Source organism: Bacillus sp. EB600 (genome assembly GCF_024494385.1).
In the GTDB taxonomy this organism is placed as follows: Bacteria; Bacillota; Bacilli; order Bacillales; family Cytobacillaceae; genus JAEVLT01.
The window spans coordinates 19,614-36,368 of sequence record NZ_JAEVLT010000015.1; the positions used below are offsets into that span (position 1 = coordinate 19,614).

Below are 16,755 nucleotides of genomic sequence, written 5' to 3' on the forward strand. Positions count from 1 at the left end.
TTCCTTTTTATCATTAGTAAACCCAAGAAGCTCCAATGATGATCAATAAGATAAAGAGGACTACAATCAAGGCAAATCCTCCACCGTAAGCACCAGACATATTTCCACCTCCTTTATCCTTTTTTTTATCATATGTAATTCGTAGTAAATTGGGATAGGCTAGTACCCATTTATGGCTAATACAATGAGTTTTCTTTAAAAAATCCGCTATAAATTTGGTTTAATTTTTTGAAGTCATTCTGGTTTATGTTATAGTAAAAATTGTATTGTACACGAATATTTACTTAGGAGAGATATGTTAATGAAAAAATGGATGTTGGCGCTAACTTTAACCAGCGGGGTTCTTGTGTTAGGTGCATGCAGTGGTGCTTCTGACAATGTAGCAAAAAGTAGCGCTGGAAATGTAACAAAGGACGAGCTTTATACGATGATGAAAGAAAAAATTGGAACTCAAGCCTTACAACAACTCCTCTATGAAAAGGTTCTTTCTAAAAAATATACTGTTACGGATAAAGAGTTAAACGATAAGGTTTCCCAGCTTAAGAAAGATCTTGGAGCAAATTTCCAAATGGCACTCGCACAGTATGGATACAAAAGCGAAGCTGATCTCAAAGAAACAATGAAGATTGGGATGCTTCAAGAAAAGGCTGCAATGAAGGATATCAAGGTAACGGATAAAGAGTTACATGATTACTACAATAACTATAAGCCAGACATTAGAGCCCGCCATATTCTAGTAGCCGATGAAGCTAAGGCAAATGAGGTCAAGCAAAAGCTTGATGCTGGCGCCAAATTTGAGGATCTAGCTAAACAGTACTCAACAGATACAGCAAGTGCACAAAATGGCGGTGACCTAGGCTGGTTTGGAACCGGAAAAATGGATCCTGAATTTGAAAAGGCCGCATTTGCCCTTAAAATTAATGAAATTAGCGCTCCAGTAAAGAGTCAATATGGATATCATATTATCCAAAAAACTGGCGAGAAGCCGAAGAAATCATTTGCAGCTATGAAAAAAGATATTATTTACGCTGTTAAATCTTCTAAGTTGACGAATGATATCATTAATAAAACCATGGAAAAGGAACTTAAAGCAGCAAACGTGAAAGTTGATGACAAAGACTTAAAAGATGCACTTAATCCTGCTTCTACTAGTGCTGGTGCTGGTGCTGGTGCTGGTGCTGGTGCTGGTGCTGGTGCTGCGCCTGCTGGACAATAAAAAAAGTGAAAACGCACGTTTACAATAAGCGTCACAAATAAAGGAGAGACTCAGGTTGATGAGTCTCTCCTTTTCATTCGGTTCCAGTCACTTTTTGTGTTTCTCGAATTTCTTTTTCTTCTTCCATCCGCTTCATATAGATTTCTCCTTCTCTTTCAATGTTCTCAAGCTCCATAACACGTTCTTCTCTGCCTGTTTTTAGCGCCATTACAGCACTTATAATAATCCCCGCTACAACTGCATAAATCCAAATTGGAATAACCATTCTAACCTCTCCCTTCAGCTTATATGGGTTGTCCTTTTTTATCAACATATTCCTAATCTAGTGAAAAATTACTTATTTTCTAAAAAACAAGTAAAAAAATAGCCCCAAGTTGGGGCTGGCTCCGTTATTTATGGAAAATAGGCTTGTAAAAGGAACGATTATCTAAAGCAAATATGCGTTCTGAAAACTCACCCGGCTTCACTCTTTCAAGGGCCCGGTCAAGCATATTCATCTTCGCATCAATATTATCAATATAGTGGAGCATTTCGGCTTCTTTAATTAGTGGGGGTTTAGGACTTCCCCATTCCGCTTTTCCATGATGGCTTAAAACAAGATGTTGGAGGATCATGACTTCTTCCCCGGAAATATCCAATTCATCAGCAACTTTACCGATTTCATTTACCATAATCGTGATATGACCAAGTAAGTTCCCTTCGATTGTATAAACGGTTGAAATTGGACCTGAAAGCTCAATCACTTTCCCTAGATCATGCAAAATAACACCTGCATAAAGCAAGTCCTTGTCAAGACTAGGGTAAAGTGAAGCAATGGCCTTTGCCAGATCAAGCATACTTATTACATGGAAGGCAAGGCCTGACACAAACTCATGATGATTTTTGGTTGCAGCTGGGTACTCTAAAAATGCACTCTGATACTTTTTGATTAGATGTCGAGTAATTCTTTGAATGTTTGGGTTCTTCATTTCAAATATATATTGTGTAAGCTTACCGGTCATCTCATCACGGCTTAGAGGGGCCGTCTCAAGAAAATCAGCCAATTTTACATTATCACTCTTAGATGACGGACGTATTTGCCGAATCTTCAGTTGACTTCTTCCCCGATAGTTTTGGATATCACCCAATACTTTAACGATGCTTTGAGCCGCATAGTTTTTTTCATCTTCATTACTGGCATCCCAAAGCTTTGCCTCAATATCACCACTCTTGTCTTGCAAAATAAGCGTTAAAAACGGCTTACCGTTACTTGCAGTTCCCTTAGTAGCACTTTTAATTAAGAGAAACAATTCTACCTGCTCCCCAACATCATACTGAAGAACTCCCTTATTCATCCTCTTTTGCCGCTCCCTTCCGTAATACAAGGTAGATCATGTTATCGAATGCTCGATCACACCATTATTTAAGTAAAGCAATTCATCTTTTTTAAAAAACTGCAGTAAATGCTGATGACATGTAAAAAATAAAATTTGATTTTGTTTTAAATGTCGAAGAAGGTCAATTACTTTTTGTGTCCGCTTTGCATCAAAGTTTACAAAGCTATCATCAATTATAATTGGAAAATGATATTTTTCATATAGTGTCGTTGCCAAGGCTAATCGAATCGCAACATAAACTTGTTCAGTTGTTGCTTGGCTTAGTTCATTTGCTTCAAATATCATTTGATCTTTTCGTACAATTAGGAAGCCAGGACCAGATTGCTGGAGTAGAATTTTTTGGTAATTTCCATCTGTAAGAAAGGACAAGAATTCCTCCGCTTTGGAAAGCATTCTCGGTAAATGGACATTTTTATACTTTTCAATGGTTTGCGTGAGAATATTCCTTGCTAAATTCAATACAGCCCATTCTTTTGCATCCTCTTCCAATTCATACTTTTTCTGTTTGAATTGGTGCAGCAATTCGGAATACAAACCGCCTTCTTCGATCCTTTGAATCTCATATTTTATTGAAGCCTGCTGTTCCTGAAGCTTTGTTAGCCGGAATTGAAGGCCTTCTACCTCGTGATTATGCTCACTGATTATTTCATCACAATCATGAATTAGCAGGTAGCTTTCTCTTTCCAATTTACTTAAAAAGGAATGATGAAGTTGTTTCTCTAAGTCTTCTAGTCTTTCGAGAAGCTTCGCTTTCCTTTCAGCTTTCGTACCCAGCTCGTAAAATGCATTTTCGTTTTCCACCTTGGCTTCATGTAAAAGCTGGCGAAGGTCTGACTCTATATGGCGGTGTTCCTGCTTTAATTGGTGGAGATCTGCTTCCAAATCAGCCAGTTTCGCCTGTTTTTCCTTCCATTGGACGCTTCTCTCTTGTTCCTCCTTTAATTTACTTCTCAATAAATAAGTTAATTCCTGTATTTCTACGTTCTTGTCTTTTAAAAATTTGCTTGCCAGATCATTCAACCTGCTGATAATTTCCATTTGATTACTTTTCATCGATGCCATGCTTATTAGCAATTGCTGTTTTTCTCTTATTTCTGTCTTAAATTGTTCAATGAGCTGAAACGCTTCAGCCAAATAAGCATCGGCCATATATTCAGGAATCTTTAACTCCTTGCTTATTTCTTTTATTCCCTGTTTATATTCGGAATCCTCTAACTCCCATTCTTCAAATCTTTTAATTACCTTTTCATACTGGTGCTGCTGCTGTTCCAGCTTTACTCGCAAAACCTGCAGTTGCTCCCGGTGGCTATTATCAATTGCTAACCTTTCTTGAAGAGCAGCCAGTTTCCTAAAATCACTAGTTTGGAAAGTTTGTAATAATTGTTGTTCTTCCTGCAAAAGCTTGGGCAGGGAATGTTCGTCCTGCTTCTTAATAGGCTGGCGAAGGTTACCGACAAAAAAGATTGCCGATATAATAAAACCAACTATACATAAAAGGAAAAGCAGAGCTTGACTAATTACCCAGCCATAAACAGCAATAGCGAACAAAAGAACCGCAAGCAGAAAGTACTGAATTTGTTTTTGTTTACGAAGACCTGCTGCTGTTACCTTTTCCTGCTCGGAAGCCATTTTATAGATCTCAATTTTATCCCGGACCGCCTGCAATTTCATTTCGATCCTATCTCTGTCAAGGCTCTCATTTACTTGTTTCTCAAATTGACTTCTCTCGGAGTCAGGAATAACCTTTGCTTTCTCTGATTCAATATTTTCCTCAATCGCCTCAAGGGCACTTTTTTCTTCGTTAAACCGGCTTTCAAGCTGTTGCTTCATCTCTTTGAGCGTCTGCCCTTTCCTTGAAAGCTTCTCAACCTTGTCCTTCATATAAATATTTGTATTAATCAATTCGATTTCCTCTGCTACTAATGGCAAATGAAGCTTTTCTTTTATGCCAGCAAGCCTCTCTTGGAAATGATTAAGCTTTATTTCAGTTTGTTTTTCTTGTAATTTTAATTGTTGGTAAAGTGGATATTGTTCTACAACTGCCAGAATTTCAGACTCACTTTCAAGTATTGACATATTCGGCTGTATAAGCTCGGTTTCCTTTTTTAGCTGTTCCATTCTATCGCTCAAGCTTAAAATTTGTGCCTCATATGAAGAGAGAAGCGGCTTAAGGCTTTCAAATCGTTCAATTCCCTTGACTGGAAAAGCTACTTCGCCGATCTTATCTAGCTCCGTTACCGTCCATTTCTCTTCTTTTACAAAGCCCTCTATTTTTTTCCACTCATTCAAGTTTTCCACTTTCTTTTGAAAATCCTTGATGGTTTCTTGAATCTCAGCCATTTCTTGTTGGATCAAGCTTTTCTTTTGAACCAACATTTCATATTCCTGATTTTTTGCTGCTGCCACCTTCCACTCATTGTTTAGGTGATGTAATTCCTGCAATTTTTCATTGATAAGCGGCTTTTTTCCACCAGGTTTAAAACGTGCATCCAATCCCTTCTGAAGCTCACTCTCAGCTAATGCTAAGCGGTCCGTTCCTAACGTCCCTGCCGAAAATAAAAATTTTCCAATCTCTTCTCCTTTCATTTGATGAATGTTCTGTAATCCGTGCAAATTAAATGAAAAAATAGCTTGAAACAATCCTCTATCGATATTGGACAAAAGTTCTTTAAGGAGGTCTTCACCGCCAATGACACCATTTTCAGCAATAACGGATACATCTCCCACAGCAGCTTTTCCTTTTACTCTTTCAATAACCGTATATCCTTTATCTTCAGTGAAAATTTTCATTTTCCCGCCATATTTACTGTTATGCCTTGGTTCATAACGCAATTCTGTTTGCTGCTTTGTTGGAAATCCAAACAAAATCGCATGAATAAACGCCATGATCGTTGATTTTCCCGCTTCATTTTCTCCATAGAAAACTTGAAAATCCGCTAAATTATCGATTTTAACGTCTGCTAACTGGCCAAAGCCATACACATACATACTAATGATCTTCAAGATAAAACCTCCTTTCTGTAGTTAGGATTGAATGAGAAGCTTGATTAACAGATTCTCTGCCTTCTCTAGTAATTGCTGCTGATCTTCAGTTGATAGTGGAGATAAATATTTTCTCCCTAAAGAATGCTCATATAAAGCTGCTAAGGCCTGTTCTGGATGAAGACCCTCTGCCGTTTCTAACAGCTCCTGATAAAATCCATTTTCATTCTTTAAACGGTCTTTATCGATAGAAAGCTCTTCCTGCACAGTAAGGTCTACAATCCATACGAACGACTCTTCATCTCTTTCCTCTTCCTGAAGAAGCTCTACTAGTTCCCCGTCTAAAACTCTTCTTTCACTGCTATCTTCTATATGGATATTATTCAAATGGAGGGTTAATAATGTACCAGCGTTATTTCTTCGATATTCATTGATTGCCACATGGCATAACTGCAGTACATCCTGAAAACTCTTTGCTCCTTTCGCATCAATTACGGCCTCATCCCAAATAACATCAGAGGATTCAACAAACTCGAGCTTATCGTCAAGCTCTGTGAGCGAAACGTGGTAAAAACCTTTCATTCCTGTTTCTTTCTTATTCCGCCCCTGTATATTGCCTGGATATACGATCAATGGATGTTCCGATAAAATGGTTCGTTTATGTATATGACCTAATGCCCAATAATTAAATTGTTTGTCCAGTAGTTCTTTCAAATAAAACGGAGCGTAATTTCCGTGCATTTTGTTCTGGCCCTCATTACCATGAAGAATCCCAATGTGAAAGTCTGCTCCCTCTTGCCTGAGATAGTGATCGATTTTCCGATCATAAACATGACGCTGCAAGTAACTAAAGCCATAGAAATTCACAGCGATGCCGCTTTTTGTTGTTAGTGTTTTTACTTCGACATCACTTGAAAAAACATGAACGTTTGCAGGCATATCAAGATTTACCCATGTGCCTCCTAAATGATCATGATTTCCATGGACAACATAGACGGGAATACCCTTAGCCTCCAGCCTCAGCATTTCCGTTCGAAGCCTGGACTGTGCCCTAAGGCTCCGATCCTCTCCATCAAATAAATCTCCTGCAAGGATAACGAAATCAACCTTTTTTTCGAGTGCTGATTGTGTAAGCTTTTTTAGTGCAACAAATGTGCTCTCCTTAATTCTTTTAAAAATAGGCTCTGGTAAATGCTTTAGACCAACCATTGGACTATCCAAATGCAAATCAGCTGCGTGTATAAACGTAACTTTTTTCATTCACTTATTCCTCTCAAGATCTTTTTCTTTATTTTAACATTTCAAAAAAGCGAATGCACGTTCTTTAAAAGTGGAAGCACGTCTGATATTTTGAAAATATAAATAGGTCTAATCCCGAAAACAGATTTACCATTAAAACAATGGTATCCTTCCTTCGTGAAATAGACCCTTTTTGATTCCATTTTCACTTGGTTTTTGTAAGCTGCAACGCCTTTTTAATATCTTTGTAGGAACTAGACTTTCCGTACATTAATACGCCGCCTCGATACACCCGTGCGCCAAATACCGCTAAGATTAGGATCGTTGCGATTAGCAAGCAAATTCTTAAAAGAACCTCCCAGGCTGGGATCGTTAACATTCCTACCCGCAAGAACATGATCATCGGTGTGAAGAAAGGAATGTACGAAGTAACCGTGATAACCGGAGAATCGGGTTTTCCCAGTCCAAACATGGCAATTATAAAGCCAGCAACAACAAGCATTGTCATCGGAGTGATCATTTGCTGGACATCCTCAATTCGGCTGACAAGCGATCCTAATAATGCGGCAAGCGTTGCATATAAGAAATAGCCAAGAATAAAAAAGATAACCGCATAGACGATGGTTGCTACAGGAATGTGTTCAAAGCCAAATGATTTAATGAATCCACCTTGCAATGTTGACATATTTTGTTTTAGTGAAAAATAACCAGACGATAATAGTACAGCCACCTGTAATTTGTAAATGAATCCCTTCGGCTGTTTCCTTTGCATGCGTTACACCGGGGAAGACTTTTAATGAATCCATCGAAAAATCTGCGTGAATGACGAGATTTTTTTTACCAAAATCACGTTTTATTTTTTTTAAGGAGCCATGAACAATTGTTTTTCCCTTTTGCAGAATACAAAGATGTTCACACATTTCCTCAACATGCTCCATCCTGTGACTTGAAAATACAATGGTTGTCACGTCTTCTGCAAACTACGATTAGCGAGGTCAACACTCGTTGTTTTTACAGCTCCGCCTAATGCTGCAAAAATAGAAAATGCCCCGGTATAAGAAAACGCATTTAATAAAGGGATTTATAAGTATTACGACTATGTACTTGCTTCACTAAAGAATCTAGTTGATTATAAAGCAGTTTACCAGAAGAAGCGCTTTAGTGCAGAGGGATAATATATTGAAGAAGATGGATTTGTTGATGGTGAAAGAGGACAGTTCCCGATTATAGTGAAAGAAAATGGGGTTAATTTCGCCGTATACTTAAATGAAGAGGCAATGGTCGGGGTTTTTCTCGATCAGCGCGATGTGAGGAGAACGATTCGTGATAAGTATGCCTAAGGAAAGACGGTCACCATTTATATTCCTCCTCTCGTTTTTTGCGGATATAAAAAATTAAAAATTCTAATTATTGAAAAATATTAGCAATTATGTAAAAATAGATAAAACATCATCTTACTAAAAGAAGGGTAACAAATGAAAACTTACAAATTAACTGCTTTTGAACCAAATGGAGAAAAAATTATCGATGAAGCATTTCAAGCTGAAAATGATGAAACTGCTAAAGAATTAGGAACAAAGATGTTAACTGAAAAAAGTTTAACAGAAAAAACACACCGCTGTACTTCCTCTAGTGGAAAACTAGTCCTTTTTCACTCATAAAAAAGAAGCTGGTTGCTTCTTTTTTTACTTTCTAGCACCAGCTAGTGAATTTTCTTATTTTCCTATAAACCTAGGAGGTCTTTTTTCAAGGAACGCTTGGATTCCTTCCTTATGGTCAAATGTTTCCCGCATTTTGAGTTGTCCATATTTCTCAAGTTCCAATACTTTTAATAACTGTGGTCGATTCTTTTCAGCAAGAATTTTTTTTGATCGAATCATGGCTTGAATTGGACGATGCAGCCAATCCTCTATCCGGGCATCCAATGCTGCTTGAAGTCCAGCTTCTGCAACCTCCTGAATGAAACCAATTTGCAGTGCTTCTTCAGCACTATATTGCTTTCCTTCCCAAATAAGCTGTTTAGCCCTCGTTTCACCAATTTTTTTTTCTAAAAAGAAATGACCCCCGCCATCCGGTATTAGACCGATACCAATAAAATTCATGGCCAATTTGCTGTCTTTGTCTGCAATAATATAATCTGTCGCTAACGCCAAACTCAGACCAAGTCCTGCAGCAGCTCCTGAAACAGTAGTTATAGTCAATTTTGACATTCCATAAAGGGTAATGATTACTTCATTAATGCAGTCCATAAACGAAATAAATTCATTTTCTGCTATTGGCGAACTCAACCACTTTATATCCCCGCCTGCTGAGAAAGCCCTTCCATTTCCATTTAACACGACAATATCAATATCATCTGATTCGCTAATTTCTTTTAGCTTGGAAACTAATCCCTTGAGCATTCCCATGTCTAGTGCATTAAGATTTTTCGGACTGTTCAATTCAACTACTGCAACGCGGTTACTCACCTTAACATTTACTTTATCAGTTACATAGTTAGTCAATATCGAACCCCCTCCTCCAGCTATCATACCCCCATTATAAATGGAATCTGACAGAATCAAAACAAGTTTTCGAAAAATATTGAAAATTTTTCACATAAGAAAAGTGCTATAGCCTAAATGACGGAAAAGTTTTCAATGCTTGCTATATAGAAAAAGATATCACAAGCAGAGGCCCGTGATATCACCGTTTTCACTTCTTAATTATTTTCATTTTTCGTAAAAACTCAATTGGCTGCTGTTTTCGGAAATGTTCCTTTACCATGTAGGCCACACCATGTTCATTTTCGGATCTTGTGATCCAATCTGCGGCTCTTTTAACTGGGAAATCGGCATTTCCCATTGCAACCCCAAGTCCGGTAGCCTCCAACATTGGAATATCATCGAGTCCATCTCCGATCACAACCATTTCATGCAAACCAATTCCAAGTTGTCTTCCTAAATAAGCTAATCCACTGAGTTTCGAACAACCATTTGGAACTATATCCAACCGCAATGGGTCCAATTCAATGATTTCTATTTCCGGAAACATTTTACTAAGAGCTAATTTGGTGTCCTGCAGATCCTTTTTCTCTTCAAAGTAAACTTCAATCTTTGGTGGAGTGATAGGCTGACCATGTAGATGTTCGCTCAAGGAACTTACAAATTGCTGAGAATATAATACAGGGTCGCCTGAGGTAAAGACGGTTCTTACTAATAGGTTGTTATTCAGTTTTAATTTATTTGCAAGGGAAAACTGCTCATGTACTAATCTAATTTGACACGGTAATACCTCTAAAAAGCAGACAACATCATATGTGATTTCTTCAGTTAATCTTTTTACATAAATAGGTGCATCTTGTAAGCTTGCAATATAGGCACCCTGATGAGTAACGAGCGGTGTTTTAATTTTTAATGCCCTTGCCACCTTTTTTGCTGAGGGAAAGCTTCGTGAGGTTACGATCGATACAACAATACCCTTTTGTTGGACATATTCAACCGCATCCTTTGTTGACTTGTGGAGCCTGCCATTTGATTGGAGTAGTGTTCCATCAATATTTAAAGCAAGTAAGCGATAAATCATCCTGTTGCCCCCTGTTCTTGGTGAAATATCCTTATATCACTTTTATGAACTTACCTGTCGTTATAGAACACGGCATTATATAAGGACAGATAACAGGGCTAACCAAATTTTTTATTAAAAAAAACAAAGCTCTCGGCCTTTTTCACCGAAAGCTTCATATAAGCTATAAACATTAATATTGAGGTGTTCCGTATAGCTCTTCTAGCGGCTTCATGATCAATTGATTTAATTCACCGATTACCGTACTCATTCGTTGTTCCGCTTGCATTAGATGGGAGATTTTCGGATTTTGCTGAACCAGTGCAACCGTTTTTTGTGCCTGTTCAACCTCTGCCTGAGTAATGTCTTGCCCCATCATCTGTTTCTGCTGTAGGTTCATTTGCATTTTCCTAAAACTATCAAACATTCTTTTTGCCGCTTCATCGGCATTTACTTCAGCATAGGCTTGTGTTAATTGTTTATATTCATCGCTTTGACGAATCACTTTCTCTAATTCACGGGCGGCATCATATAAGTTTACTGCCATTATTTCCACTCCTTTACAATTACAATACCATTAGACTATAACAAACTATGCATGGAATTGCGAGAAGGTTCACAACTTCATTTTTTAACCTTTGCAGCTTTCACATCCACACTGCCCATCACATACGATACTATATCAGCATATGCCCATTTTTCAAAAGATTTACATGCGAATGAGGAGTGATTATGTCAGTTTATTTAGCCCCCATTAAAATCGTTCCCATCAAGGCGGTAAACGATCATGATGAGCAAATTTATTTGTCTAGTAATTTAATCAATCGATTAGGTATCAATAAGAATCATGAATTGCACATCTATTTCGGAAAAAAAATGAAATTGGTAAAAGTCGAAGCAAGAAACATCCCGCGTGATGAAATTCACCTTTCAGAACCGATCTTACATGTGCTTTCAATGCCTTTTATAAACATTAACTTCCTAGCAAAGCATATTGTATCAAAACAAATTCTTTATCTAGGTCCAATCGTCGCATTAGTGACTGAATTTCAATCAAATCAAGCAGAAGAGCCAAATTTTCGTTCTATTCATACATTTTGCAAGGAGCTCCATCAAACAGCAACAAAGGTTGGCGGATTTTTTTATGTTTTTAACTATCATGATTTTTCAGACGAAGGTGTGGATGGATATTATTTTGAAAATGATAAATGGGTTTTTGCTAAGCTCCCTTTTCCGGATGTTATCTATAATCGCATCCATTCCCGAAAAAGTGAACAGACTGCATTATTTAAAAAGTTTCGCGGCAGTCTTGAACGGTTTGGTATCCCTTTGTTTAATGACCGCTTTCTATCCAAATGGGAGGTGTATCAGCACTTAATGCTTGAAAACCACATCCAACCATCTATCCCAGAAACCCGCCTCCTATCACAGGAAGCCCTTCATGAATTAATTGATCAATATGATTCTGTTTTTATTAAACCCGTACACGGCAGTCAAGGTCGGAACATTATTAAGTTAGTAAAAGAGGGTGAAAACATTATTTTTCAGACTTCAAAGGATCCCCTTCCAAATCAACCAACCAAGAAATATTTAACAAAAGAAGTATTTTATCAATTAAAACCGTTTCTTCATAATAGAATTTATATTATTCAACAAGGAATACCTCTTGTGAAATATCAGGATAAATCGATGGATTTTAGAGTACTCGTTCATAGAAATCAGGATAATTTATGGGAAGTTACCTCCCTAGTGGCCCGAATTTCCGCGGAACAGCAGCTTGTCTCCAATCTCGCAAAGGGTGGAAAGATCATGAAGCCTTTACTTGCTCTCACTACTTGTTTTAACCAGGAAACGTCCTTGCAAATACTTTCTGTCATGAGGGAACTTTCCATTGAGGCAGCATATATTATCAGCCGAAATACAAACGGGGTTACAGGTGAACTTGGAATTGACATTGGGGTTGACGACACTGGGAAGCCATGGATTATTGAAGTGAATTCTAAACCCTCCAAAAACTTCGAAGACACTCTGACAAAAATAAGACCTTCAGCAAAGGCCATTATTCAATTTTGCACGAAACTGGCCCTTGATGGGGTATTGGAAATGGAGGAATATTGACATGATCACATTTGGAATTATGTCGTTAAACTTGGAAAGTGAACATACTTATTTTACCGAAATGGCAAAGCGTGCTGGCACCTATGAGATGGAATGTTTTCGTTTTCTCCCAACAAGCATCGATCCGATCACACATATGGTGAAAGGAAAAAGGTTTAATCCTTTATCCTTGCTTTGGGAAGATAGTGAGAGTCCGCTCCCCGCACTCCTCTACGACCGTTGCTTTTATGGAGATGATGAGCATTCAAAGCAGTGCATGCCGATTGTATCTTGGCTAAAAAGCAGAAATGATATTACTTTCTTAGGGTATGGATTGCCTAATAAACTAGAACTCTACGAATCGCTAAAAAATTCGATATTATCCCCTTATTTACCCTACTCCCAATTTGTTTCTGATGAGGAGATAGTCTTAACAGAATTGCTTAAACACAAAAAGCTGATTTTAAAACCCTTTAATGGTTCCCAAGGCTATGGTATTTATTATGTAAAGAAGCAGACAAAAAATTATCACGTCAAAACAGAAAAACAAAAAAAGATTATTTCACGGATTTTTCCAAATGAAAAAAAATTGCTGCAATGGTTAAAGCCGCTCATTCAACAGCGAAAGTATTTAGTTCAACCTTATCTTGAATTATCAAATAATGAATTGCAGCCCTTTGATATCAGAATACTCCTGCAAAAGGATGAAAACGGGCATTGGGCGGAACGTGGAAAAGGAATTCGTACAGGTATTACCGGGGGACTTCTATCCAATTTAAGTGCCGGAGGTACAGTTAGTGACATTGACTCGTGGGTGTCCACATTTCCCCCAGCAACAAAAGATTATATTTATCAGGAACTCGAATACATTATTACAAACCTGACCAAGGTATTGGAAAAAATGTTTATGCCACTATTTGAGATCGGACTTGATATCGGGTATGCAAAAAATGGTTCCCTTTGGATTCTTGATGCAAATTCAAAGCCTGGTAGAAAAGTGGTCTTAAGCAATACACCAGATTTAAAAGAAAGCTTATACTTGGCCCCTCTTCTTTATGGGAAGCTCCTAACTAAATCCGATCATAAGGAAAGGAAGAACTTTTATGCGAAAACGCTATCTCATTGAAATTAGTAAAGATGATCAAGCGGTTGTAGCTTGCCCGTCACATCTCATTGAAGGGCGTTCATTAAAAAGAATTGCTTTTGGCTCTAAATCGATGGAAGTGGAGTTTATCCCCCTAACAGAAAAAAAAACGCGAATTATCTTAAGTGAAAAAGTTTCCGATGCCCTCCATTTTCCTGATTTCAGCTTTCCCTTACATTTATTTTTTGAAAATCAAACTATGTATATCGGTCCTTTAATTGGGATTTTTACAGCAGGGTTTACTCCTTTTCCCTATCGTCCAATCGGAGAACGCTCGGTCTTTTTCTCAAAGCTTCTTTCAGTAAACAAAACAGTTGGTGTACTCTCCTTTGTGTTTGGTGAACAGCATATTGATTGGGAACATGGACTTATAAAAGGATATTTCTTTCATGAACATGAATGGAGGGCATTTGATGTCCCATTTCCAAATGTTATTTATGATCGTCTTCCAAATCGAAAAAGCGAAAGAAACCCTTTGCAAAAATCAGTTAAAGAACAGTTGCAAAAGGATTATCTAATCCCATGGTATAACCCAGGCTTTTTCAATAAGTTGGATATTCATGAACGATTGCAGCAGGAGTCCTCGGTGGCGAGGTATTTGCCCGAGACCCACTCTTTTTCCTCTTTCTCCATGATTGAAAGAATGCTTTCCGATTATGGCCATATCTTTGTAAAACCAATAAACGGCAGCCTTGGCCTTGGTGTTCATCAGGTTATTTATGACAAACACAAGAATGATTATTTTTGCCGTTATCAGGAGTATAAAGGAGTAAATCGCCTTCGGAAATTCTCAAGTCTTGAGACCCTGTTCAAATCAGTTTTTGCCCACCAAAACCTTGAGAAGGTTTTGGTTCAACAAGGGATCCATTTACTTCGATATGAACAGCGTATTATCGACTTTAGGGTTCATACCAATAAAGATGATAACGGTGAATGGAAAGTAACCGCAATCGCTGCAAAAATTGCCGGAGCCGGCAGTGTGACGACACATGTCCGCAGCGGAGGTGAAATTAAAACCCTTGAAGAGATTTTTGCAAAAGATGAGAGCCAGCAATATAAAGAAAAGCTTACCACCGTGTCACTCCAGCTCAGCAAAGCATTAGAAAGAAATATAGAAGGAATTATTGGTGAGATTGGGTTTGATTTAGGTATCGATCGGAACGGTGATGTCTGGCTGTTTGAGGCAAACTCTAAACCGGGCAGATCTATTTTTAAACACCCCGAATTAAAGGATTTTGACCTATTAACTCGAAAGTTATCGATGGCCTTTGCGATTTTTTTGACAGAACAGTCGATCATGTATCCTGAGGACATTTATAAATGAAAATATTCTATGACAGGGTTGCTTCCAAATGGTATCAAACAAGTGTTAAGACCGCTGTCACTTTTGGAGGGGATAAACTCCCTCTCCCATATTATAAAGCACTACTAAACAATGATTTGAGCTTTTCTTTACAATTGGAAAAAGGCCATGCGGGTCCGGTCATTGGAATCATGACAGCAAGAAAAGCAGATGGGACCATAACAGGGAACAGTGCTCTGTTTATCAAGATTCAAAAATCGATCCTTTTACATGGCGGCTTAAGCTACATCTTCACGCCTGAAGATGTAATGGATGACTATATTAATGGGTACATTCTTTTACCGAATCATAATCATTGGAAAAAGATAAAGGCTCCCTTTCCTGATCTGGTCTACAACCGGATACCGTTTCGAAAAGTAGAACAAGAAGACCGATGCCAAGCTTTCTTTTCAATTTTAAAATTGAAAAATATTCCTTTTTTCAACCCCTGTTTTATCGATAAATTCGATCTTTATTGTCTTTTGCAAAACCACGCGACCTTACTGAACTATCTTCCTAAAACTGAACTTGCCGCCAATAGACAGACCCTCTTTTCTTTTTTAGAAAAACATAAATGTGTGTACTTAAAGCCTTCCCATTCGGCTCAAGGAAAAGGTATTTTCCGCCTAGCGTATACCGACTCACTAACGCTAAGCTTGGAAGGCCTAAAAAGAAAGAAAATTTATCCTTCCTTTTCGGATTTTTGGAACGACTGGGAAACAGAACTTATCCAGAAACAATATCTTGTTCAAGAAGAAGTAGATTCAGCCAGGTATGAGGGTAAAAAATTTGATTTTCGGATCTTAGCACACGCAAAAGCGGATGGCTATATGGTTACCGGGGTGGGGATTAGGCAAGCACAAGGACAAAATATTACTACCCATGTTCCCAATGGGGGAAAGCTCCTCCCTTATGATATGTTCCATTCGGATGAACTTGATCAATTCATTACCTTTGCTGTTAACCAAATTGGTGAAGCTTTAACAGAAAATTATGGTTTTTTCGGAGAGTTTTCAATCGATGCTGGGATCAGTATGAGTGGCGACTACTATCTCTATGAAGTAAATTCAAAACCAATGAGCTTTGACGAAATTGAAATAGAGGGAAAGAAAATTGAACAGCTGTGCCGGTTGTTTTTTCAACTTACCAACTTTTCTTTCATACATGAAAATTCAAATAGTGCGGAATAATAAACAAGAAAAGCGAAAGCGTCCGTTCAGCGGCGTATGGAATGGAGCACACCGACTGAGATAAGGAAAAGAAAAGCGGAAGCGCCTTGGTCAGGGGAGACAAGCGCTGGAGGGCCTGACGGTGAAGTCTGCTCCTTGACTTCATCGGCAGGACCGAAGCGACCTCGAGCCCCCTAGGCGCTGGAGCTAGACAACACGAAGAGCGTAAGCGATTCGATGTTGACTTATCGTAGGGAAGGTGGGCGAAGTCCACTAGACGCTGGGCGCTGGAGCTAGACAGTTATCCATGTTCAAACTTTTAAACTTATCTTTTCAAAAAAAGGGAGTGGCTGTATGAAAAAGGACAATGAGACAAAAGGCTTGCCCGATTCATTATACGAAGGAAAGGACAAAGCCTTTTTGGACATTGACAGAATGATTAATGAAGGCTTATCCGGAGGTTCAGTGCATAATCGTGATGATTCAGCAAATATTGAGGAAGCCCATGACTTATATGAAGAATTACCACCAAATAAGTGGGATTAAGAACCACACTTTTTAAGGCTGAAGCAGTAGGAGAAATACCTTTAATGCTTCAGCCTTACTTTGTGATTGGAACTTTTCCCTATTTCTAATCATTGTTATAA

Annotated in this window: 15 protein-coding genes and 4 pseudogenes; 8 read left to right on the plus strand and 11 right to left on the minus strand. The window is 38.2% G+C overall.

Annotated features, from left to right (window positions below):
* Nucleotides 1-13: 13 nt before the first annotated feature.
* Nucleotides 14-100, minus strand: a complete 87-nt coding sequence (locus JN080_RS15780; protein WP_205174231.1) for a YjcZ family sporulation protein — start codon at nt 98-100, stop codon at nt 14-16.
* Between the two features lie 201 nt (nt 101-301).
* Between JN080_RS15780 and JN080_RS15785 the strand changes: the two genes are divergently transcribed.
* Entirely contained in the window at nt 302-1,216 is a 915-nt protein-coding gene (locus tag JN080_RS15785) for a peptidylprolyl isomerase (protein ID WP_256236961.1), read from the plus strand.
* 73 nt (nt 1,217-1,289) lie between these two features.
* Here JN080_RS15785 and JN080_RS15790 read toward each other — a convergent pair whose 3' ends face one another.
* The 7 genes and pseudogenes from JN080_RS15790 to JN080_RS15820 form a co-directional block, all read right to left on the minus strand.
* Nucleotides 1,290-1,481: a sporulation YhaL family protein gene (locus tag JN080_RS15790; RefSeq protein WP_256236962.1), complete on the minus strand. Its 192-nt coding sequence runs from the start codon at nt 1,479-1,481 to the stop codon at nt 1,290-1,292.
* A 124-nt stretch (nt 1,482-1,605) separates the two neighbouring features.
* On the minus strand, nt 1,606-2,550 hold the full coding sequence (gene yhaM, locus JN080_RS15795; RefSeq protein WP_256236963.1) for a 3'-5' exoribonuclease YhaM: 945 nt from the start codon (nt 2,548-2,550) through the stop codon (nt 1,606-1,608).
* A gap of 36 nt (nt 2,551-2,586) precedes the next feature.
* Entirely contained in the window at nt 2,587-5,595 is a 3,009-nt protein-coding gene (locus tag JN080_RS15800) for an ATP-binding protein (protein WP_256236964.1), read from the minus strand.
* Between the two features lie 21 nt (nt 5,596-5,616).
* Nucleotides 5,617-6,834, minus strand: coding sequence for a metallophosphoesterase family protein (locus JN080_RS15805; protein WP_256236965.1), 1,218 nt, complete (start codon nt 6,832-6,834; stop codon nt 5,617-5,619).
* Nucleotides 6,835-7,018: 184 nt separating this feature from the next.
* Nucleotides 7,019-7,546, minus strand: a pseudogene (locus JN080_RS15810) (ABC transporter permease); the annotation flags it as partial.
* Nucleotides 7,542-7,778 (minus strand): annotated as a pseudogene (locus JN080_RS15815) (sodium ABC transporter ATP-binding protein); the annotation flags it as partial. The pseudogenes JN080_RS15810 and JN080_RS15815, both read right to left, overlap by 5 nt.
* 2 nt (nt 7,779-7,780) lie before the next feature.
* Nucleotides 7,781-7,888 (minus strand): annotated as a pseudogene (locus JN080_RS15820) (hypothetical protein); the annotation flags it as partial.
* On the opposite strand from JN080_RS15820, the pseudogene JN080_RS15825 reads away from it, so the two are divergent.
* Nucleotides 7,881-8,150, plus strand: a pseudogene (locus JN080_RS15825) (RlmI/RlmK family 23S rRNA methyltransferase); the annotation flags it as partial. The pseudogenes JN080_RS15820 and JN080_RS15825 overlap by 8 nt on opposite strands.
* A gap of 138 nt (nt 8,151-8,288) precedes the next feature.
* The gene (locus JN080_RS15830; protein ID WP_256236966.1) at nt 8,289-8,474 is read left to right on the plus strand and encodes a YhzD family protein; all 186 of its coding nucleotides are present in this window, start codon (nt 8,289-8,291) and stop codon (nt 8,472-8,474) included.
* A 54-nt stretch (nt 8,475-8,528) separates the two neighbouring features.
* On the opposite strand, the gene JN080_RS15835 is transcribed toward JN080_RS15830, so the two are convergent.
* The 3 genes from JN080_RS15835 to JN080_RS15845 form a co-directional block, all read right to left on the minus strand.
* On the minus strand, nt 8,529-9,344 hold the full coding sequence (locus tag JN080_RS15835) for an enoyl-CoA hydratase (protein ID WP_305474003.1): 816 nt from the start codon (nt 9,342-9,344) through the stop codon (nt 8,529-8,531).
* Between the two features lie 163 nt (nt 9,345-9,507).
* Complete coding sequence (locus JN080_RS15840) at nt 9,508-10,377, minus strand: Cof-type HAD-IIB family hydrolase (RefSeq protein ID WP_256236967.1); 870 nt, start codon at nt 10,375-10,377, stop codon at nt 9,508-9,510.
* Nucleotides 10,378-10,549: 172 nt separating this feature from the next.
* Nucleotides 10,550-10,903: a YlbF/YmcA family competence regulator gene (locus JN080_RS15845; RefSeq protein WP_256236968.1), complete on the minus strand. Its 354-nt coding sequence runs from the start codon at nt 10,901-10,903 to the stop codon at nt 10,550-10,552.
* Between the two features lie 185 nt (nt 10,904-11,088).
* Between JN080_RS15845 and JN080_RS15850 the strand changes: the two genes are divergently transcribed.
* The 5 genes from JN080_RS15850 to JN080_RS15870 all read left to right on the plus strand — a co-directional run bounded on the left by JN080_RS15850 (nt 11,089) and on the right by JN080_RS15870 (nt 16,654).
* A complete protein-coding gene (locus tag JN080_RS15850) occupies nt 11,089-12,474 on the plus strand; it encodes a YheC/YheD family endospore coat-associated protein (RefSeq protein ID WP_256236969.1) in 1,386 nt (461 codons plus the stop codon).
* 1 nt (nt 12,475) lies between these two features.
* On the plus strand, nt 12,476-13,579 hold the full coding sequence (locus JN080_RS15855) for a YheC/YheD family endospore coat-associated protein (protein WP_256236970.1): 1,104 nt from the start codon (nt 12,476-12,478) through the stop codon (nt 13,577-13,579).
* The gene (locus JN080_RS15860; RefSeq protein ID WP_256236971.1) at nt 13,557-14,921 is read left to right on the plus strand and encodes a YheC/YheD family endospore coat-associated protein; all 1,365 of its coding nucleotides are present in this window, start codon (nt 13,557-13,559) and stop codon (nt 14,919-14,921) included. The genes JN080_RS15855 and JN080_RS15860 overlap by 23 nt, the downstream gene beginning before the upstream one ends.
* Entirely contained in the window at nt 14,918-16,129 is a 1,212-nt protein-coding gene (locus JN080_RS15865; RefSeq protein WP_256236972.1) for a YheC/YheD family endospore coat-associated protein, read from the plus strand. The genes JN080_RS15860 and JN080_RS15865 overlap by 4 nt, the downstream gene beginning before the upstream one ends.
* 333 nt (nt 16,130-16,462) lie before the next feature.
* A complete protein-coding gene (locus JN080_RS15870) occupies nt 16,463-16,654 on the plus strand; it encodes a hypothetical protein (RefSeq protein WP_256236973.1) in 192 nt (63 codons plus the stop codon).
* The last annotated feature ends 101 nt before the right edge of the window (nt 16,655-16,755 follow it).